Raw genomic sequence first — 17,801 nt, 5'->3', positions numbered from 1 at the left:
CCCTGCTCGACGCGGTAACCAATGGACGCGGCCCTGACCTCTACTGCCCGTTCAACGAACTACAGGTAGCGGTGGCCGTGGTGGTGGGCCTGGGCAGATAGGTGGCGGGTGAGGTCGGGGGCGGGCGGCGGTTTGGCGACGGCGCCTCGGAGACGCGGGAGCGGGCGTGGGTCGGCTGCACAGTTGTCGCCGGGTGAGAGCTGCCACTGCTCCCATTCGCCGAGGAGCCGAGGAGATTGCCCGTCACCTCGACCGCGGCGCCGCAGGTGAGCAGCGCTGCGGCCAGCGCGGTCAGTCCGACGGAGGCGCGCAGTGCCCGGGACGCCGTGGAACGCGGGTCGACGTCCATCATCAGTCCACGTATTCCTGGGCGACCTGGACGTACTCGAAGCCCTTGACGTCGGTGGCGATCTGCATCTGACCGGTCTTCGACGAGGCGATCAGGGTGTTGAGTAGACCAGTGATCGCTGCGCTCAGCGCCGACTCGGTGTCCGAACCGTCGGCGATGAACAGCGCCTTGGTCGCCACCTGTTCCAGCACGTCGCGCTTCGCGCCGCCGAAGCCATAGGCGATCACGTGCGGGTGGCGCGGCCAGTCCCTGTCCACCAGCGTGCGGAAGGAGTTCTGCCAGTGCCCGTCGGTCGGACCGCCATCGGTCAGGAAGAAAATCGTTGGCCGCAGCACGCTGAAGTTCTGCATCCTCAGATTGCTGACATCCTGTTCGATGCACTCCCGCACCCGGTCGAAGGTCTTCCCGTATTCCGTGCGCCCGCCGCAGATCACCTCGGGCATGGCCGGCACCTGCTCCATGTCCGACATCGGGATCACCACGTGCACATCGGTGGAGAAGGCGACCACGCAGACCCGGGCGAACTCCGAGACGCGGGGATTTGTCGCCAGGTTGTAGTGCAGACGGGAGAGGGTCGCGTTGAGTACTGCCTCGTGCGGCTTCATCGACGAGGACGCGTCGATCACCACATAGGTGGGTAGGCAGAGTGACATGGTGCACCTCTGAGCTAGTGGTTGGAGGCGATGACGAAGAGCAGGATCACGGCTATGACGAGCACGAGAATCCACCCGCCGTGCGGGGTGGTCGGAGGCTTCTGGATCTCCACGGTGGGCGCCGACTCGCGTTTCTTCACGGCCGTATCGGTGCCGGCGGGGGACTGCGGGATCATGGCCGGCAGCGGGGGCAGCGCGGTGCGCGTCGGACGTGGCGCGGTCCTGAGATAGGGCCCGCTGTTCAGCGCCTGATTCAGCTGAGCGGCCGAGGGCCGTCGCTCGCGGTCGGTCGCGAGCAGCATGTCGAGCAGTACTTCGGAGACGGCGGGCTGGTTCTGCCAGGGGGACGCGGCGACGGTGTGGAAGGCGCGCGCGTCACGCCGGCCCGTCATGCATTTGGCGACGAGCAGTCCGAGCCGGTAGCGGTCGGTGTACTCGTCCGCGTCGGTGCCCGGCGGCGTGAGCGGGTCGGCCCAGTTCGGCTGGTGGATGTCAGGCATCTTCTTCGGCTGACAGCCGTCGACGTCGATGAGGTAGACAGAGCGCTGATCCGGGCTCCAGAAGGCGTTGGAGAACGACCAGTCCGAGTAGACCAGGCCCAGGCTCTCCAAGATCGCGGCGAGCTCCGTCAGTTGGCGACAGGCGGCCAGCCTGCCCGCGAAGCCGGGGGGCGGCAGTCCGACGCCCCGGATCGACTCGTCGGACTTCGCCAGCCAGTCGATCTCCACGAAGCGGCGCTCGCTGAACTCGCCGCGCCGCAGCTCGGAACGGTACTGCTCGGGCGCCATCGGGATCACGCAGCCGACGGCCGGGTTGCCGGGCTCGTGGATCCGGGCCGCGGGCCAGCACGTCCCGGCGTACAGGGCCGCACGATCCGCCTCCGGCAGCGTGCCCGGAGCCGAGATCAGCAGGTCGAGCCGATGGGCGTCCTCCGGGTGCTGGTCCGGCCGGTAGAGCTTGGCCAGCCAGCCCGGATGGTTCGTGAGTGGCTTCACGGCGATGGCCTGGCCGTTGTGTTCGGAGATCGGCTCGGCGAATGGTCCGAGATCGCTGACGCTCACGGTCCGCGGCAACACCCAGCCCCGCGGATCGGCCGCCGGGCCGTCGCCGTCGCCGACACTGTCATCCGCGCCGTCGATGAGATTGGGTTCTGTCATGCCCGGCCACCGTTCCACACCACGACAGCGGTGCGGTCGTCAAGGCACTGCGGTGCGTCGAAGCCGACGTCGGCGGTGAACCGCGTGGCCGGGACCGGCGAGCGCCAGGCGTTCGCGAAGTACTCGTTGACGTTGCCCGCCGGTTCCGCCCACGCGTCGCCGATCCCGTCCGTGACCAGGGCGAGGGCGGCGCCGGGAGCCAGCGTGACGTAGTGGCCCCTGGCCAGTTGCGGCGTGTCCGGCAGTCGCCCGGCGACCTCGTTCGAGACCACCGCGGCCGCGCGGTCCTTGGCCTCGCCGGCGCAGAACCGCCACAGCGGGCCGCGCAGGTCGAGCGTCCAGGCCGAACTGTCGCCGAGCCACGCGACCCAGGCCTCCGCGACGCCGTTGATGTCCGGCTCGGCGAGCACCGCGGTGATCAGCACCGTGGCCACGTGCGAGGTGCCGACGCCGCGGCCGGCCGCGTGCGCGGCGATCGATTCCGCGATCCGCCCATACAGCTCCTTGACATCGAGCCCGCCGAAGCCCACTGCCTCGATCTGCTCGCGCAGCAGGGTGACGGCCTGGCTGGAGGCCGTGGTGGCCCCGGCGTCGGACCAAGCCGCGCTGGACAGGCCGTCGGCCACGGCCACGATCGCGTAGCGGCTGTCCCGGCTTCGCCCGATCCGGTAGGAGTCCTGCCGCGGCTCGGCGGGCTGGCCGCAGCGGTGGCCGGGCCCGATGACGGAGGCCGCGCGGATGGTGAAGGCACCGACCGTGGCCTCGTCGGCAGCGATCCCGTTCTGTACCGTGCGCTCTGGCAGCAGCCAGGGGTAGCCCTGGGCACGGGCGCCGTCGCCGAAGCGGGGGACGCTCAGGTCGGTCGGCCGCTCGCGCAGGAACGGCCGGGGCCTCGGGGGCTGGGACTGCGGCGCCGCCGGTCCGGTGACGTAGCGGCAGATCGGAACCGTTGTGCTGGGCTGGGGTTCCTGTGCGAGCCGATCCCGCTGCCGGGCTAGCGTCGCGGCGGACTCGGACCCCAGCACGGCCGCCGCGCCGACGACACCCACTGCCGCGAGGGCGAACACGTCCACCAGCGGGCCATACCGCCGATGCGGCGTGCTGACCTCGATGAAGGCCCCGATGACGACGGCCACGAACAGCACCGCCCGCAACCGTCCGTCCATGAGGCCGTCTCGCCGGCTGTCGTCCCGGCTCACGGCCGTTCCCCGGAATCGCGGGATTTCGGCCCGGAGGCAAAGTGCTGAGTGCCGTGCTGCACCGCGAATACCTCACCTGAATTGGTGGCGGAATTGACCTGGATCACGATGTCCGGCCTTTCTTGGGTTCGCAGCGAAGCCAGGGCCATGACGTCCTGGGCGAGATCCGGGTTCCGGTCGAGCAGCTGAGACAGGGCCTCGGTCCAGTAGTCCACGGCCCCGGCGTCGACCGCTCCCCTCGTGGCGGTCGACTGCCGGTTCAGCGCGACGGACAACTCGTTGCGGCGGCTGCCGCGAGCCTGTGCGAGGACGCCGCTCATCAGCCTCTTCGCCTCCTGCCAGAGATCGGTGCCCATCGCGGAGACCAGAGCGGTAGCGCCGCTCGCGGCCAGCTCGGCGAGTTCCTCGTTCATCAGCGCGTATCAACCCGGTCGTTGTGGCGGATGTACTGGTCGCCCCGGTGCACGGCGAAGACCGTGCCGTTTCCTGTGGCCTGGACCATCTGCTCCACGGTCCGCAGCTCGGGTTCCGCAGGCTGCTCGCCGGAGCCGGAATCCCGGCCGGAACCGACGCGCGGCCCGACGGGGCTGCCGGGGTACCAGAGCCAGGCCCGCGCGGCGTACCCCTTGACCTGGACGTCGGCCGCGGTGAAGGCGTCGGCTTCGAGCCCCTCGTAGCCGTGCCCGACTGTTTCCTCGTAGAAGTGGTGCGAAAGGATCGCGGCCATCGGGGTGCCGCCGGTACCGGCCAGGGTCGCGTGCCGCAGCGGGGCCGAGTCGAGCAGCCGGGCCAGCGCCTCGAAGGGGGCGCCGGAGACGGTGCCGTCCGGATCGAGTCGGATCTCCCCCGCGTGCACCGCGGCCCGCACCCGCAGCCGGATGTCCGCGCCGGCGTGCCGGTTGTGCTCACGGATCCGTGAGCCCAGCTCCGGGAGCAGCGGGAACAGTAGTCTGGCCTTGGGCAGTGCGGCCGGGGCGACGAGCTGGCAGCCGTCGCCGGTGTCGACGTACGCGAAGTCCCGCGCGTCCAGATCCGCGATGTCGAGGGCGCCCGACAGCGCGGAACGCAGAACTCTGCGGATCTCCTGCAGCCGCTGCTCGCCGCGGCCCGCGGAGCCCGCGATGTCGCACGCCAGCAGGGCTCGGTATTCGTACCTTGGATTCACAATTCCTCCGCGATCACGACAGGCGTAGGCAATTCGAAGATCGATTTGCTGTCGTCCGGGTTATCCGGTGTCGACAAGATGATTGACGAGATCGTAGAGGAGGGGTCCTCGGGTAGAACGGCTACTAATACGGCTTGTGCGGCTTCGACTGCACGAGGAAGAAAGGTGTGGCCGATGAGCAACACACGGGTTCGCGGGGCCGCGGCCTACTGGCCTCCGGCCGGGCTGCTCGGCCGGGTCGACGAGGCCAACCGCGGAATCCTCATGGGACTCGGCCACGGCGTGGCCTACCCGGCTGGTCAGATCACCATCCGCGAGGCCGACACCTCGGACTTCACGCTGCTCCTGCTCGGCGGCATGGTGAAGGTGACCGCGCACGCGCAGGACGGCCGCGAGGCGCTGCTGGCCGTGCGGATGGCCGGGGACCTGGTCGGGGAGTTCGCCGGGATCGACGGTCAGCCGCGCGTCGGCACCGTGACCGCCTGTGGCAGGGTGCTGGCCCGCTACATACTGCGTTCCGAACTGCTGGAGTGTACGAAACAGCACCCCGCCATAGGACTTGCGCTCAGCGCGAGCGTGGTGGCGAAGCTGCGTACGGCGACCGGCCGGATCGTCGACTTCACCGGTTGCGACGTGCTCGGGCGGCTGGCCAGGATCCTGCACCACCTGGCCGTCACCTACGGGCGTCCCGGCCGAAACGAAGCCCAACTCCCGCTGTCGCAGCCGGAGATGGCCACCCTGGTCGGCGCGGCGGAGTCGTCGATCCACAAGGCCCTGCGGGCGCTGCGGGAGTCGGGCGCGGTCGTGACCGGCTACCGCAGGATCACGATCCTCGACCTGGATCACCTCGCGCGGATCGCCGTCGCGGCCGGGCCCGCCGGATTGCCGGCGATCTCGCCGAACACGTAATAACGCCGGGTTCGCACGATGGGTCGGCGCCAGCCTGACCGAGTGCCGGGACCCGGGCGTTGGAGAGGACGAAGGAAGCAGATGTCAGAGAACAATGGTGCTCCGGACGATTCCGGGCGGATCCGGGCCGGCGACGTGTCCGGAACGATGGTCATAGGCAGCCACAACACCGTGAGCAACCTGAAGATCACCGCCGAGTCCGGTTCGACCGTCACCGTGCACGGGGGACCGCTGCCGGATCCGGTCAAGCGCCCGTCGATCTCCCAGCTGCCGCGGTCCGCCGCCGAGCCGCTGATCGGACGAGCGCGGGACGTGCACGTACTGCAAGAGGCGATCGAGACACGTCAGTTGGTGCAGGTCTGGGGCGAGTCCGGGGTCGGCAAGAGTGCGTTGCTGCGCCACCTCGCTTGCACGATGGCGCGCGGGCCCGAAGGCGCGGCCTATATCGAAGCCGGCGGACGTACGGCTGATGACATCGCGCAAGCGATATTCGACATCAGTTTCGACGCGCCGAACTACAAGCCGTCGCTGGAGGTGCTGAAGGAGCATCTGAAGACCCTGCGGCTGCGGATCTACCTGGACGACGCGGGGCTCGACGAGAAGGACCTGCGCCGACTCGTCGACATGGCCGAGCAGTCCACGTTCGTCTTCACCTCGCAGCAGCGGTCCGCGGTCGACGGTGTGCGCGCGATCCAACTCGAAGGGCTGTCGGCCTCGGCGGCGGCGGAACTGGTGGCGGCGCTGCTGTCCCGCGAGCTGCGGCCCGACGAGGCGCCGATCGTGGACGCGCTGTGCGACGCGGTGGACGGCAACCCGCTCCGGCTGCGGCGCATCGCCTTGTCGGCCGCGACCGGCAAGGGCCTGCCGGGCATCGCCGATCTTCCCGAACTGCTTCCCGCGCTGCTGAACAAGCTCCGGCCGCAGGAGCGCGACCTGCTGTACCTGCTCGGTTCGCTGTCCGGCGCCGAGTTGGTCCCCCGGCATCTCAATGATCTGCTCGGGCGGCCGGACACCGACGCGCTCGCCGAGGGTCTGGTGCGACACGGCCTGCTGCTCGCCTCGGAGACCGGCTACAGCTGTCCGCCGGATGTCGCCGAGTGCGTGCTGAACATTCGGAAGACGGAGTTTCCCGCCGATCGGCTCTGCCGGGCGCTCACCGCGTGGGTCGAGGCGAGGGACACCACTCCGGACGACGTCGCGGCGCACTTCCAGGCCCTGGATGTCGCGGTGCTGCGAGCGGAGCAGAGCGGACAGGCGCAGCTCGGCGCGGCGTTGGCCCGTGCCGCCTCGCCGAAGCTGGCGCTGTCCCGGCAGTTCGACGCGTGGGGCAGCCTGCTCGGTGTCGGTTGGGCAGCGGCGAAGAGCGCGGGGGACAAGGAGGGTGAGGGGTTCTTCCTGCGCGAGGCTCGCACCCGCCGGAAGGCGATTGGGCGGGTCGCGCAGACGACGGCCCTCGTGCTCGAGGCGGAGGTGCTGTGGCGGGAACTCACCGCCCTGCACGCGCATTCGGCGGCCCACCAGGTCGCCAACGCGGCGTCGACCAGCACATCGCCGGTCCACCCGTTTACCCCGACGCACGGCGCGGTCCACACGCAGGCCTTCACACACCCGACCGCCGCCACGTCCGCCACTTCGGCTCCCGCGCACACAACCTTGCCCGTCCACGTGGCGAGGCCGGTGGTCGACCTGTCCCATCCCTCCGCACAGCCGCACGTCGCCGCCCACGTGACCAGCGCACACTCAGCCGCACCGATACCCCAGCGGATCGACCTCTCGGCGGCGCACCCTTCCGTTGCCCACTCGACGCACGCCGTGAGCACCACCACGCCTGCGACGAGCGCAGGCCACACGACCGCCGCCGGTGCGGCGAGTGCCAAGGTCGGAATTTCGGCACTCGCCCTTGCCTGCACGATCGGCTTCGCGGCCGTACTGGGCGTGGGTGCCATGGTCTACGCGAACGATCAGCCGAACCCGTCTCCAGCCCTCGCGGCCAGCCCCGTCAGCACGCCGAGCCCGATCGACAACACCTCGGCCACCGTCGATCCCGTGTGCGCGACCGTGATCCCCGACCTGACGTCAGAGATCCAGCGGTTCAGCACCGATGCCGCCATCGCGTCCGATGCGGTCGACTCGTACAACAGCGCCATGGCCTCCTACAACTCGGGCGACACGTCCACCGCTCCCGACGACAGCACGTTGCTCTCCGAGGTCGGCACCGTCATCAGCGACCTGAATTCCGTCGAGTCCACGTTGCAGGGGGCCATCTCGCAAGCCCACGACAGCTCCGTGACATCAGACCTCGACGACATGCTGACTGCCACTCAGCAGCTCGAGAGCCTGTATCAGTCGTACGAGAACGATCCGAAAAATTCCGAGGTCGACCCGTCGAGTCAGGCCCTGGCGATGAACTCGGCGTCAGACAGCCTGCAGACCGATTGCGGCGAGTGACCTTCCTCTCCGAGACCAACCAAGAAAGGCCGGCCATGCCTGCGGAAACCACACACGGAGACATCCACACCGGGGACGTCTCCGGCACCTTCGTCGTAGGAGACAACAACCGCGTGACGAACACGACGCGTCACCCCGAGCAGCCGCAGCCGCAGCCGCAGCCGCAGCCGCAGCAGCAGAGCTCGGCGGAGGACCAGGCAGCCGTCTTCGCAGTCCAACACGGCACCATGCACGTCACGTACAACGCCGCAGCCGAGCGTGAGGCGGAAGGCTGAGAAACGCCGCGTGCCCCGGCCGACGATCGGCCGGGGCACGTACCCTGCGATCCGCTCAGTCCTTGTCGGCCAGCAACTCCAGGTCCTGAGCACTCAGCGTCGCCGTCTTCAGCAGTTCCCTGATCAGGTTGACACTGAGTGTCGAGCCGACCGGCTCGCCGACCTCGTCACGCAGCAGTCCGCGCACGCCCCGGCGGTGCAGGCGTTCGCGCACGTCCTCGACCGTGTTCGCGACCGACTTGTAGGTCCAGGACTTGGTCACGTAAGGGGAAGCGTTGACCAGACGGGCCGTGTCCTCCCAGGCCAGCGGGAGCGGGAAGGCGTCGTGGCCCTCCAGGTAGCGCCGGGCGAGCGCGGTGAGCACCAGCCGCTCCTGCGGGGAGAGTTCGTAGACCGTCTCGGGATCCACGGTCTCCGCACCGCTCGTGGAGCGGGGATTCCGGTCGTCCTCGTCCACGACGCGGACCTCCACCAGGTGGGAACGCCGCTTGGACGAGTTGATCACCAGCGGGGTGTACCCGGACTCGATGAGCCGCTTGTGGCCGGTGAGCATCAGCACGCCGTCGGGCAGTTCGATCGGCAGATTGCCGGTGTTGACCAGCCACCAGTCGCCGTCCGTGGCCGTGCAGGTGAACACGCCGTGCCGACGGCTAACGGTCGGGTCGTCAACACCGACCGGCACATGCACGTCCTCGCGGTCGCGCCCGAACAGCAGCGTGTACCGGCGCGGCGGCACGGCGTACCCGCCCTCCGGACCCAGTACGAAGATCGTCCCCGGCGGCGCCGAGGGCACCCTGTCGGAGGGACTGCCCGGCGGCAGCATCTGGGGTGGGAAGTTTCCGTACGCCATATCACATACCTCCGGCTCGGCTCGCGTCAGTGTATGAGCGCACCGCGAGGACCGGTCCTCCCACAGATGCGTACGCTGGGCAAGGGCGCGTTCGCCGCCAACTCGTTTTGCCTTTCCCTGACTTGCTCGATAGCCTGCCCGCCGTGAGCGCGAGCGGCCGGGGAACTGCTGATGATGGATAGCACGATCGCCGAACCGCTCGGCGCGGACGATCCGCAGGAGATCGGCAGCTTCAACGTCATCGGTCTGCTCGGCGTCGGCGGCATGGGCGAGGTCTACCTCGGGGCGTCCGACAAGGGCTACGCCGCCGTCAAGCGCGTCCGGCCACGGTTGGTCTCCAGCGAGCGCTTCGAACGCGAGGTCGGCATCCTCTACCGTGTGCCGGCCGGGGTCGGGCCGCGGGTGCTGGCGAGCGACGGCACCGCGGAACGTCCCTGGTTCGCCACCGAGTATGTGCCCGGACTCACCGTGGACGAGGCGGTCCGGCTGCGCGGCCCGCTGCCTGCCGAGGCGCTGTGGCTGCTGTTGGCCGAGGCGGCCACTCAACTGTCGGCCGTGCACGCGTTCGAGATCGTGCACCGTGACGTCAAGCCCGGCAACGTCATGCTGGTGCGGGACGGCGTGAAGCTGATCGACTTCGGCATCGCGCGCGCCGCGGACCAGGCGAGGCTCACCAAGGGCGGTGGCGGCTACGGTACGCAGGGATTCTCGGCACCGGAACAGCAGGCCGGGGACGAGGACGTGGACGCGCCCGCGGACGTCTACTCGCTCGGGGCGCTCGTGCTCTACGCGGCTTCGGGCCGCACGCCCGGTGTCGTCCCCGACGTCGAGCCGCTGCATGCCGTGGACGCCGACCTCGCCGCCGTCATCGGGTCCTGTCTCGCGACCGGCCCCGGAGCCCGCCCCACCGCCGGCGAGGTGGTGGGGGCGGCCCGCGCACACCTGCCTGTTCCTCCTCCCTCCTGGCCTTCCGAGGTCATGTCACGCATCGCCTCGCGACGTGCCTTCGCCGCGACGCCGGTCGGTAAGCTGGAGACCGTCCCGCCGCCGGACCGGGATGCGGATCCGACGCCTGAGACCGCGCCCCCGTCCGCCGCGTTACCTCGCCACCCACGCAAACGCCTGCTCCTGCTCCCGACCGCCGCAGTGATCGCCCTCGGCGCCGTCGCAGCGTTCGTACTCGTCCCGTCCGCTTCCCGGCACAACGGCGCTGCGCATCCGTCCGACAGAGCGTCGGTCAGCGTCGAGCCCGTGGCCGGGGCGACACGGACGTCCTCCGAGAGCCCAAGCCGTTCGGCCTCGCCCACCGCGGAGTCCGGGCGCCCGACCCCGGTAGTCCCGGCCGGCACGGACACGACCGTCCCGCCGAGCGCGTCCAGCGCGCGTTCGCCCTCTGCCCCCGTCGCGACCGCCGCGTCCTCAGCAGCCGCCACCCGCGTCACCTCGTCGTCGATCAGTGGTATCAACGGCAGCGACGACCCGGCACAGGTCAAGGGCTCCGAGGCGGACACCTCCTGGGTCGGCAACGACGCCGCCTGCTCCGCCTGGCTGGACGACAACGGCTCCGGCGAGCTCGCAGGCGTGCTCAATACCTCCCTGAACCAAAGCTGCGGCGCCGAGCTCTACCGCAGCGACGGCATCGCGTACACGTTCCATGCCTCCTTGGGCGCCGCGAAAACGAGTTTCATCTCAGACGTCGGCCACACGATGTGGATCTGCGTCTGGAACGCGAGCGACCGATCCGACGAGCAGTGCTCCGCCCGCTTCGCCATGAACGGCGACACCCCGGTCAAGGAGTGAAACAAACGGCACAACCCGTGGGCCTCCCGAGCTGCCCGGAAGGCCCTACCTGGCGCGTGCAGAGTTTGGATTAACGCTCATCCGAGGTTCCGGTGGCGGTGGTGCGTGCGGCGCCCTGCGGCCAGAGGACCTCGACCGGGATGCCGCAGGTGCGGGCGAAGGCGGCCAGGTGCGCGGTGGCGTCCCGGCCGGGGGACGGCGAGCCGTCCCAGTCGGCCAACAGCTGCCGGCGGCACTCGACGAGCCGCTCGTCGGCACTGACGCAGGCGTTCCGGTCGACCGTGATGAGGATTCTTGAAACCCCCATGCCCGCTCACCGCCCCAGCGCGACGACGAGAAGGGTACGGGTGGGTGTCGTGCCGACCAGGCGGCAGTGGTGGGGGATGCGGCCGCGATGGTGGGCGCTCTGGCCGGCCCGCAGACGGATTGGTTCCTGGCCGCGCAGTTCCAGGTCGACCTCGCCTTCGAGGACGTAGACGAGGTCCTCCCCGGTGTGCTCGAACCAGCCGCGCTCGGCCTGCCGGGGTGTGAAGGCTGCTCGTACGCCTCTATGACGTCGCTCTGGCCGCCGGGGATGAGGACGCGCGCGCCAGCGTCGCTTGGAACCGTCCCGAGGGGCCCAGAACGCGGTCTTCCGCGCCTACCGCTATGGGCCGGAGCACATGTCCTGGCTACGTCGGGAACGGGACGGACGGGCTCACCTGAGGAGACGTCACCGGTCGAGATCCTCCCTCGTACTCCGTCTCCGGTACGCCGATATCCGAGAAGACGGCCCGTGCCTGTCGCCTCATCAGTTCGGCGGCAGTTCCGTCGGTCTTCCGGTGGGCGCGGGCGAGTGCCATGAGGGTGCGGGGCCCTGGGCCTCGTGGTGCGGGGGATCTCCGACGCCGCGAGCCCCAGGCTGCGCAGCAGCAGTTCAAGGGCTTCGCCGGGTCTCCGCGGGCGGGGTGCCTTCCGGATCGAGCACCCTGCGCAGCGAGTTGACGTGAGTGGGCAGCACCTTGTGGCCGCCTGCGGGAGGCTCCTCGCCCCACACCGCGTCGAGCAGCCACTCATGACTCACTACGGCCCCTTGGCGCAGCAGCAGAGCAGCCAGCACGGCCTGCCGCTTGACCGGCCCCAGCTCGAGCGGCGCCCCATTCCGCCATGCCCGTAACGGTCCGAGCACTTCGAACCGCAGCAGCTGAGGAGATCCGTCGTCCACCCCGAAGCCTCCGCTCCCCTACGTCATCGGAATTTCATCAGAATTGCAGCACCCCCGGCCATGGTGATGGACACGACATCGCACAACCCGCACAACCGAAGGGGGTCCACGTGACCGAAGTGGAGTTGGTGGCCACCGCGTTAGCCATGGGGGCGGCGGCCGGACTCACCGACACCTCACGAGGAGTCGTCCAGGACCTCCACACCGTGCTGAGAGAGGCGGTCCGCCGACGGTTGTCCGCTGGCGGCGACGGCGTGCGGGGCGGATACGGCGTACGGGTGCTGCACGCGTACGAGACGGACCCCGATGTGTGGCATACCCGGCTGCTCCAGGTCCTGGCCTCCGGGCTGGAGATGGACGAGGAGATCCTCGGGGCGGCCCGCGCAGTGCTCCGCGCGGACCGCCGGACAGGGCACGTCATCGTGGACGTGGTCGGCTCATGACGTGGTGGGCCAAGGGTCTCCGGGTATTCCGTATCCGGACAGCCGAAACGGCCGTTTGCCCAGCTCTGCGGGCTGCCACTTCCGCGAGCTAGGGTTGCGGACAGAGAACACCGACGGAAAGCGCCCTTGTCGGGTATCGACAAGCGCGTGAGCCCGGGTGACCGGACGAGCTTCCGTGGTGCCAGCGAGCCAGCAAGCGGTCACTACGTGATGAGCGCCGAGGTGCTCCGGCGGACAGCCGGTGGACAGACGCCTTTGGACGGTGCGTCACGCCATTCGGAGCTTGTTGATCAAGGTCGGCAGACGCGCTGTACGAGGTCCTGCCAGCCCTGTGCGGTCCGCTCCTCGATCTGGAGGGAGGCTTCGGTGAGGTCGGACGCCGACAGGTAGAGCAGGAGGGGGCCTTCCAGGGCCGCGGTGAGCTGGACGGCCAGGACGTCGAGGTCGGCGGCGCCGAGGTGTATCTGCCCTAGCAGCATGCGGATGTGCATCCGGGAGAGGGTCGCCTCTGATCCGGTGGGTACGGATTGTCTGCCGTCCAGCCCGGCGCGGGTGATCTCGCGGTGTTCGATCATGAAGCCGACCCGGGCCCGGCCGTAGGCGATCAGGCGGTCCAGCGGCTCAGCGCCCGGGCCCAGCGGCGGCGGCCCGGCCAGCACCTGCTTCTGGAAGGCCTGCTCCTCGTCTTCCATCAGCGCCTTGAAGATCCCCGCGCGGGTGCCGAACCGACGGAACACCGTCCCCTTGCCCAGGCCCGCCCGTTCGGCCAGCCCGTCCATGGTCAGGTTCTCCGTGCCCTGCTCGGCGAGCATCTCGCGGGCCGTGGCCAGCAGATGCAGCCGGTTGCGTACGGCGTCGGCACGCTCGACGCGCGGCGCTCCCACCAAGGGCAAGACGGGTCGATCCACAGGAATCACTCTACCGGCAGGAATAGCAAACGGGGTAAAGTCCGTTTATGCTGCGTGTGGCGACACCGCCGACACGCCACTGGGCCGTCCCCGGGCGCAACGCACTGAACTGGAGAAAACCGATGAGCCTCTTCCGTCTCGACGCCAGCATCATGCCCGCCACCTCGACCAGCACCGAACTCGCCGACGTGCTGGAAGCCGAATGGTCCGCCACCCGCCCCGGTGAGCCGGTCGTCCGCCGTCACTTGGGCACCGATCCGCTGCCGGCCGATGCCTGGACCCTCGCGGCCACCGGCCGTTTCACGCCCGAAAGCGGGCGCACCCCGGCCCAGCGCGACGCCCTCGCCCTGGCCGCCGATCTGACGGCGGAGCTGACCGACGCGGACGCCGTCCTGCTGGCTGTCCCGCTCTACAACTTCGGCGTCTCCCAGCACTTCAAGACCTGGGTCGACCTCATCATTGCCGGAGCCGGACCGGCTGCCAACGGCCTGCTGAAGAACAAGCCCGCAGCGCTGGTCACCGTCCGCGGGGGCGGCTACGGACCGGGCACCCCCCGCGAGGGCTGGGACCACTCCACCCCCTACCTCCGGCGCATCCTCAGCGACATGTGGCAGGCCGACCTCACCGTCATCGAACGCGAACTCACCCTCGCCGCCACCAACCCCGCCATGGAAAGCCTCAAGGACCTGGCCGCCCAACGGCACACCGAGGCCCTGGACGCCGCCCGCCACGCCGGCCGCGCCCTGGCCGCCAAATGACTGGAAGATCGGATTCATCTACCGGGACTCGCCCCCACCCGGCGGAACTCGGGGTCCTCAGATCTGCTTTCCCCGCTTAGGTCTTCCGAGCAGGACGAGAAGGAGAGCGCTGCCGTGGACAACGCCACCGTCAGGCGGCGCCGGGTGCCCGCACAGGTGTCGATCCTCCATTCAGAGCAGGATCGACACCTGTGCGGCGATCAACGTGGCCATGACGCCTGCCGCAGAGTCGTCGAGAAGCCATCCATGAAAGGGAAGCGAAGTGGCCGGCATGGGTGATTACGGACACAACCTCGAGTTCGGCGTCTTCGTCGAGCCGGCCGCCCAATCCGCGGACCAGGTGGTAGCCCTGTCGGTGCTCGCCGAAGAGGCGGGGTACGACCTCGTCTCGTTCACGGACCATCCCTACTCGCCACGTTCTCTGGACGCCTGGACCCTGATGTCCTTCGTGGCCGCGCGGACCGGTCGTGTGCGACTGTCGGCCAACGTGCTGAGCCTGCCGCTGCGGCCACCGGCGGTGTTGGCGCAAGCCGCCGCGAGCCTCGACATTCTGAGCCACGGACGCGCCGAGCTCGGCATCGGCGCGGGCATCGCCTGGGACGCGATCGAGGCGATGGGCGGCCGACGCCTCGATCCGGGCGACAGTGTGGAGGCTCTCGAGGAAGGTATCCATGTGATCCGCGAGCTGTGGGACGCCGGTGAGCAGGGCAGCGCGCGGTTCGAGGGCAAGCACTACCGGCTGGCAGGCGCCCTCCGCGGGCCGGCGCCGGTGCACGACATCAGCATCTGGGTCGGCGCGTTCAAACCCCGGATGCTGAGGCTGGTCGGCCGGCTCGCCGACGGGTGGTGGCCCACCACCGCCGGGCTCAAACCCGGCGACCTCGCCGCCGGCAACGCCGTGATCGACGCGGCGGCCGCCCGAGCCGGGCGCGAACCCCACGCGATCCGGCGGCTCCTGAACCTGGGAACAGTCGACGCACCCGCGCGTGAAACGGCCGCGGAGCTCGCCAGGCTCGCGCTCGAAGACGGGATCGGGACCTTCATCGTGACCGTAAACGATCCACGCGCGATGGTGGACTTCGCCTCCGAGGTTGCGCCCCGCGTGCGAGAGGCCGTCGAGGAGGCACGGCTGAGCGGGCCGGGCGCTCAGCCTGCGCCAGTGGGAGCGGCCGAGGCCGGCATCAGCGCGCCGGCGGCGGCACCCGGCGAGTCCGAGGACGAGCGGTTGGGAGTGACGCCGACGCCGGACAAAGCGGTCCGCCTCAGCGACCGGGCCCCCTGGAACGCTTCGACGCGGCCGCGGCGGGACCGCTCGGGCCCGGAAGTGAGCTACACAGACCAGGGACGCCGCGTCTCCAAGCAGCTGATCAAGGTGCACGACATGCTCCGGGGCGAGCTGTCGGACCTACGGGACATCGTGCGGCAGGTACACGACGGGGCGATGCAGGCCGGGGACGCCAGAGCGGCGCTCAACGAGATGGCGCTGCGCCAGAACGACTGGACGCTGGGCGCGTTCTGCGCCCGCTACTGCAACGCCGTGACGCAGCATCACGGCATCGAAGACGCCTCCGTATTTCCACACCTGGCGCGCCGCGAACCGCAGCTCAAACCGGTGATCGACCGGTTGACCGAGGAACACCAGGTTATTCATGACGCGATCCAGGAGGTCGACCGGGCACTCGTTCAGCATATGACACGACCGGAGAACCACGACACCATCCAAGGTGCGATCGATTACCTGACCGACGCCCTCCTCTCACACCTCGCGTACGAGGAACAGGAGCTGGTGGAGCCGCTGGCGCGGCTCGGGTTCTACCCGGACCAGGTGCCCGTCAGGAACTGAAGCCCGTCAGCGCGTCGGGGCGCCAAGGGATACGGAAGACGAGGTGAACGGCGCCGGGTTGTGTGCCTCGTACGACAGGTAGGTCGGCACCGCGATCTGCTCGTGCGGTGGTCTCAAGGGACAGCAGGCCGATGTCGGGGAGCCCGAGGAAGGTGTTGCTCACCCCGGCACCGGTGACGTAGACCGCGTCGAAGCCCAGGTCTTCGGCGATTCGGGCGGTCAGGGCGTTGGCCACGCCCGGCAGCAGCAGCCCTCCCTCGGCGTCGATCAGCTTCCGCAGCGAGGCAGGAGACCTCGGTGCGCTCACCGACCCGCCCCTACCGAACCGCGGGCTTCCCGGCTCGTCGCAGTACAGGATGCCGGGGAACGGCTGCCCGGCCCCGCTGAGCGGCGACTGCTCCGGCAGCGCCCAGTGGGCCGGCTCCCACAGGGGGTGGCCGGTCAGAAGAAGCGTCGCCACCTTCAGGGCCTGGGCGGGCGGAGCGCCCACCGTCACCAGTGCCGTGGCGAGTGTCCCGGGCGCGTCGGCCGGCAGGTCCCGGTCGCCGAGCGCGGGCAGCAGGAGCGGCAGGCGGGTGTGCGGGTCGTGGATGCCGGGGGCGGTGCGGTCGGGGGTGTTGGCGATGTGGGTCAGCTCGTGCCTGGACAGGTCGATGTGGGCCGACGGTTCCGCTCGACGCGAGTGTGCGCTGGTGATCCCCGGTCAGCGGCGGCCGGTGGCCAGGATGACGAGGAACTGGCCGCCGCCCGCCTCGATGTCGGCGGTCACCGGCAGCCCCGGTACCAGTCGGGAAAACCGGTCCACCAGCCAATCCGCCGCCTCTTGGGCGTCCTGCCTGGTCGGACAACGGCCCACCATCTCGCGGCCCCCCTTGCGCTCCAGCCTCCCGGCAACGGTGATCAGCGGCGCGGGTTCGACCACGTACAGGCGGTCCGGCCAGGCGATGACCACCTTGACCGCGCCCTTGCAGGTGTTGCACCCACGGTGCGCGAGCCGCTCGGCGACCTTGGCCTTCCGATCGGCGGTCCGGCTGTCGACGCTGGGCCCCCGCAGGTCGTTCACCGACTTGTCGGGGTCGACCGGTTCGTCGCACACCCAGCACCGCCAGCCGTCACGCCCGGCCACATCGTCAAGGAGACTCACCCAAACAAACTACCCTGCTGGCCGCCACCCCGCGCACCAGTGCCGCCAGGCACTGCACGTCCAGGTTGCGGATGACCTCTATCAGGGTGTCGTACGGCGCCTCTCGTCGCTGCGGCGATGGTCGTGCGTGGCAGCCCGGAGCGGTCGTCGACCAGCAGGGCGACCAGGCGCACGGTCTGCGGGTCGGTGGTCAGGCCCGTCTCCTCGGCCAGCTCCCGGGCGACGGTGGTGCGCAGGTCCTCGCCGGGCTCGCGTTTGCCGCCGGCCAGCTCGTAGAGGTTGTCGAACCGTGCGGATCGGCCGACCAGGACGGTATCGGTGGTGCGGTCGTGGACCACGATGCCGACGCCGAAGAGCGCGTTGGGGGCGGGTGGCGCTTCTCGGCGGCCCGGTGGGGAGGCGCGCGGTCCACGCAGCAGCAGCATGGCGAGGTCCTCGGCCTGGTGCTCCTCGCTGCTGGTGAACGCCGAGGCGAGGAAAGCCAGTTCGTCCTGGTCCAGTGCGATGGAGCGGCGTTCGGCCTGGACGCGGTGGTGGTGGGCGTGATTACACACAAGGTGCCCTGGGGCCGGAGCAGTTGCCGGGCCCGGGCGAGGAGGAGCTGTCGGTCCAGAAGGGCCACGCTCAGGCGGCAGGTGATGAGGTCGTACGGCTGCCCGGGTAGCACGGTGAGATCGTCGCGTTCGATGTCGAGGT

The 17,801-nt window shown here is 69.8% G+C and carries 19 protein-coding genes and 2 pseudogenes; 7 read left to right on the top strand and 14 right to left on the bottom strand.

Going from position 1 to position 17,801, the window contains the following annotated elements:
- Window positions 1–40: 40 nt before the first annotated feature.
- The 6 genes from FCI23_RS38810 to FCI23_RS38785 are packed head-to-tail and all read right to left on the bottom strand — an operon-like array spanning window position 41 to window position 4,523.
- Window positions 41–352, bottom strand: coding sequence for a hypothetical protein (locus tag FCI23_RS38810; RefSeq protein ID WP_136728862.1), 312 nt, complete (start codon window positions 350–352; stop codon window positions 41–43).
- A complete protein-coding gene (locus FCI23_RS38805) occupies window positions 352–1,002 on the bottom strand; it encodes a vWA domain-containing protein (RefSeq protein WP_136728861.1) in 651 nt (216 codons plus the stop codon). The genes FCI23_RS38810 and FCI23_RS38805 overlap by 1 nt, the downstream gene beginning before the upstream one ends.
- 14 nt (window positions 1,003–1,016) lie before the next feature.
- On the bottom strand, window positions 1,017–2,159 hold the full coding sequence (locus tag FCI23_RS38800; protein WP_136728860.1) for a hypothetical protein: 1,143 nt from the start codon (window positions 2,157–2,159) through the stop codon (window positions 1,017–1,019).
- Window positions 2,156–3,358 (bottom strand): protein phosphatase 2C domain-containing protein, encoded by a 1,203-nt coding sequence (locus FCI23_RS38795; protein WP_136728859.1) that lies wholly within the window; start codon window positions 3,356–3,358, stop codon window positions 2,156–2,158. The genes FCI23_RS38800 and FCI23_RS38795 overlap by 4 nt, the downstream gene beginning before the upstream one ends.
- On the bottom strand, window positions 3,355–3,771 hold the full coding sequence (locus FCI23_RS38790; protein ID WP_136728858.1) for a hypothetical protein: 417 nt from the start codon (window positions 3,769–3,771) through the stop codon (window positions 3,355–3,357). Before FCI23_RS38790 ends, FCI23_RS38795 begins: the two co-directional genes overlap by 4 nt.
- Window positions 3,771–4,523, bottom strand: a complete 753-nt coding sequence (locus tag FCI23_RS38785; protein ID WP_136728857.1) for a hypothetical protein — start codon at window positions 4,521–4,523, stop codon at window positions 3,771–3,773. The genes FCI23_RS38790 and FCI23_RS38785 overlap by 1 nt, the downstream gene beginning before the upstream one ends.
- A 174-nt stretch (window positions 4,524–4,697) precedes the next feature.
- On the opposite strand from FCI23_RS38785, the gene FCI23_RS38780 reads away from it, so the two are divergent.
- The 3 genes from FCI23_RS38780 to FCI23_RS38770 all read left to right on the top strand — a co-directional run bounded on the left by FCI23_RS38780 (window position 4,698) and on the right by FCI23_RS38770 (window position 8,155).
- A complete protein-coding gene (locus FCI23_RS38780) occupies window positions 4,698–5,432 on the top strand; it encodes a Crp/Fnr family transcriptional regulator (protein WP_246144494.1) in 735 nt (244 codons plus the stop codon).
- Between the two features lie 81 nt (window positions 5,433–5,513).
- On the top strand, window positions 5,514–7,880 hold the full coding sequence (locus FCI23_RS38775) for an ATP-binding protein (RefSeq protein ID WP_136728855.1): 2,367 nt from the start codon (window positions 5,514–5,516) through the stop codon (window positions 7,878–7,880).
- A gap of 35 nt (window positions 7,881–7,915) precedes the next feature.
- A complete protein-coding gene (locus tag FCI23_RS38770) occupies window positions 7,916–8,155 on the top strand; it encodes a hypothetical protein (protein ID WP_136728854.1) in 240 nt (79 codons plus the stop codon).
- A gap of 55 nt (window positions 8,156–8,210) precedes the next feature.
- Here the strand turns inward: FCI23_RS38770 and FCI23_RS38765 are convergent, their stop codons facing one another.
- Window positions 8,211–9,005, bottom strand: a complete 795-nt coding sequence (locus FCI23_RS38765) for an FHA domain-containing protein (RefSeq protein ID WP_246144493.1) — start codon at window positions 9,003–9,005, stop codon at window positions 8,211–8,213.
- Window positions 9,006–9,176: 171 nt separating this feature from the next.
- Here FCI23_RS38765 and FCI23_RS38760 point away from each other — a divergent pair, with 171 nt between their 5' ends.
- Entirely contained in the window at window positions 9,177–10,805 is a 1,629-nt protein-coding gene (locus FCI23_RS38760; RefSeq protein ID WP_136728853.1) for a serine/threonine protein kinase, read from the top strand.
- A gap of 70 nt (window positions 10,806–10,875) precedes the next feature.
- Here FCI23_RS38760 and FCI23_RS38755 read toward each other — a convergent pair.
- The 3 genes and pseudogenes from FCI23_RS38755 to FCI23_RS38740 all read right to left on the bottom strand — a co-directional run.
- Window positions 10,876–11,082: pseudogene (locus FCI23_RS38755) on the bottom strand (hypothetical protein); the annotation flags it as partial.
- Between the two features lie 36 nt (window positions 11,083–11,118).
- A pseudogene (locus FCI23_RS60725) lies at window positions 11,119–11,277 on the bottom strand (cupin domain-containing protein); the annotation flags it as partial.
- Window positions 11,278–11,721: 444 nt separating this feature from the next.
- Complete coding sequence (locus FCI23_RS38740) at window positions 11,722–12,009, bottom strand: AfsR/SARP family transcriptional regulator (protein ID WP_246144492.1); 288 nt, start codon at window positions 12,007–12,009, stop codon at window positions 11,722–11,724.
- A 110-nt stretch (window positions 12,010–12,119) separates the two neighbouring features.
- On the opposite strand from FCI23_RS38740, the gene FCI23_RS38735 reads away from it, so the two are divergent.
- Window positions 12,120–12,452 (top strand): hypothetical protein, encoded by a 333-nt coding sequence (locus FCI23_RS38735; protein ID WP_136728851.1) that lies wholly within the window; start codon window positions 12,120–12,122, stop codon window positions 12,450–12,452.
- Between the two features lie 290 nt (window positions 12,453–12,742).
- Here FCI23_RS38735 and FCI23_RS38730 read toward each other — a convergent pair whose 3' ends face one another.
- Window positions 12,743–13,360 (bottom strand): TetR/AcrR family transcriptional regulator, encoded by a 618-nt coding sequence (locus tag FCI23_RS38730; RefSeq protein ID WP_169317128.1) that lies wholly within the window; start codon window positions 13,358–13,360, stop codon window positions 12,743–12,745.
- A gap of 122 nt (window positions 13,361–13,482) precedes the next feature.
- Between FCI23_RS38730 and FCI23_RS38725 the strand changes: the two genes are divergently transcribed.
- Both FCI23_RS38725 and FCI23_RS38720 read left to right on the top strand, forming a co-directional pair.
- Window positions 13,483–14,118: an FMN-dependent NADH-azoreductase gene (locus FCI23_RS38725; protein WP_136728850.1), complete on the top strand. Its 636-nt coding sequence runs from the start codon at window positions 13,483–13,485 to the stop codon at window positions 14,116–14,118.
- A gap of 271 nt (window positions 14,119–14,389) precedes the next feature.
- A complete protein-coding gene (locus FCI23_RS38720) occupies window positions 14,390–15,961 on the top strand; it encodes an LLM class flavin-dependent oxidoreductase (RefSeq protein ID WP_136728849.1) in 1,572 nt (523 codons plus the stop codon).
- On the opposite strand, the gene FCI23_RS38715 is transcribed toward FCI23_RS38720, so the two are convergent.
- The 3 genes from FCI23_RS38715 to FCI23_RS38705 form a co-directional block, all read right to left on the bottom strand.
- Complete coding sequence (locus FCI23_RS38715) at window positions 15,951–16,451, bottom strand: hypothetical protein (RefSeq protein ID WP_136728848.1); 501 nt, start codon at window positions 16,449–16,451, stop codon at window positions 15,951–15,953. The genes FCI23_RS38720 and FCI23_RS38715 overlap by 11 nt on opposite strands.
- 213 nt (window positions 16,452–16,664) lie before the next feature.
- Complete coding sequence (locus tag FCI23_RS38710; RefSeq protein ID WP_136728847.1) at window positions 16,665–17,105, bottom strand: hypothetical protein; 441 nt, start codon at window positions 17,103–17,105, stop codon at window positions 16,665–16,667.
- A complete protein-coding gene (locus FCI23_RS38705; protein WP_136728846.1) occupies window positions 17,102–17,659 on the bottom strand; it encodes an NUDIX hydrolase in 558 nt (185 codons plus the stop codon). Before FCI23_RS38705 ends, FCI23_RS38710 begins: the two co-directional genes overlap by 4 nt.
- Between the last annotated feature and the right edge of the window lie 142 nt (window positions 17,660–17,801).

The organism is Actinacidiphila oryziradicis (assembly GCF_005047355.1).
Taxonomy (GTDB): domain Bacteria; phylum Actinomycetota; class Actinomycetes; order Streptomycetales; family Streptomycetaceae; genus Actinacidiphila; species Actinacidiphila oryziradicis.
The sequence above is the reverse complement of the archived record's forward strand: the minus strand, read 5'-3'. Positions and strand labels throughout refer to the sequence as shown.

Bases quoted from the DNA above. Each gene is read 5' to 3' on its own strand.
- FCI23_RS38790 (WP_136728858.1), bottom strand. From the start codon at position 3,771: ATGAACGAGGAACTCGCCGAGCTGGCCGCGAGCGGCGCTACCGCTCTG.
- FCI23_RS38760 (WP_136728853.1), top strand. From the start codon at position 9,177: ATGATGGATAGCACGATCGCCGAACCGCTCGGCGCGGACGATCCGCAG.
- FCI23_RS38720 (WP_136728849.1), top strand. From the start codon at position 14,390: ATGGGTGATTACGGACACAACCTCGAGTTCGGCGTCTTCGTCGAGCCG.
- FCI23_RS38770 (WP_136728854.1), top strand. From the start codon at position 7,916: ATGCCTGCGGAAACCACACACGGAGACATCCACACCGGGGACGTCTCC.
- FCI23_RS38780 (WP_246144494.1), top strand. From the start codon at position 4,698: ATGAGCAACACACGGGTTCGCGGGGCCGCGGCCTACTGGCCTCCGGCC.
- FCI23_RS38800 (WP_136728860.1), bottom strand. From the start codon at position 2,159: ATGACAGAACCCAATCTCATCGACGGCGCGGATGACAGTGTCGGCGAC.
- FCI23_RS38810 (WP_136728862.1), bottom strand. From the start codon at position 352: ATGATGGACGTCGACCCGCGTTCCACGGCGTCCCGGGCACTGCGCGCC.
- FCI23_RS38725 (WP_136728850.1), top strand. From the start codon at position 13,483: ATGAGCCTCTTCCGTCTCGACGCCAGCATCATGCCCGCCACCTCGACC.
- FCI23_RS38775 (WP_136728855.1), top strand. From the start codon at position 5,514: ATGTCAGAGAACAATGGTGCTCCGGACGATTCCGGGCGGATCCGGGCC.
- FCI23_RS38805 (WP_136728861.1), bottom strand. From the start codon at position 1,002: ATGTCACTCTGCCTACCCACCTATGTGGTGATCGACGCGTCCTCGTCG.
- FCI23_RS38765 (WP_246144493.1), bottom strand. From the start codon at position 9,005: ATGGCGTACGGAAACTTCCCACCCCAGATGCTGCCGCCGGGCAGTCCC.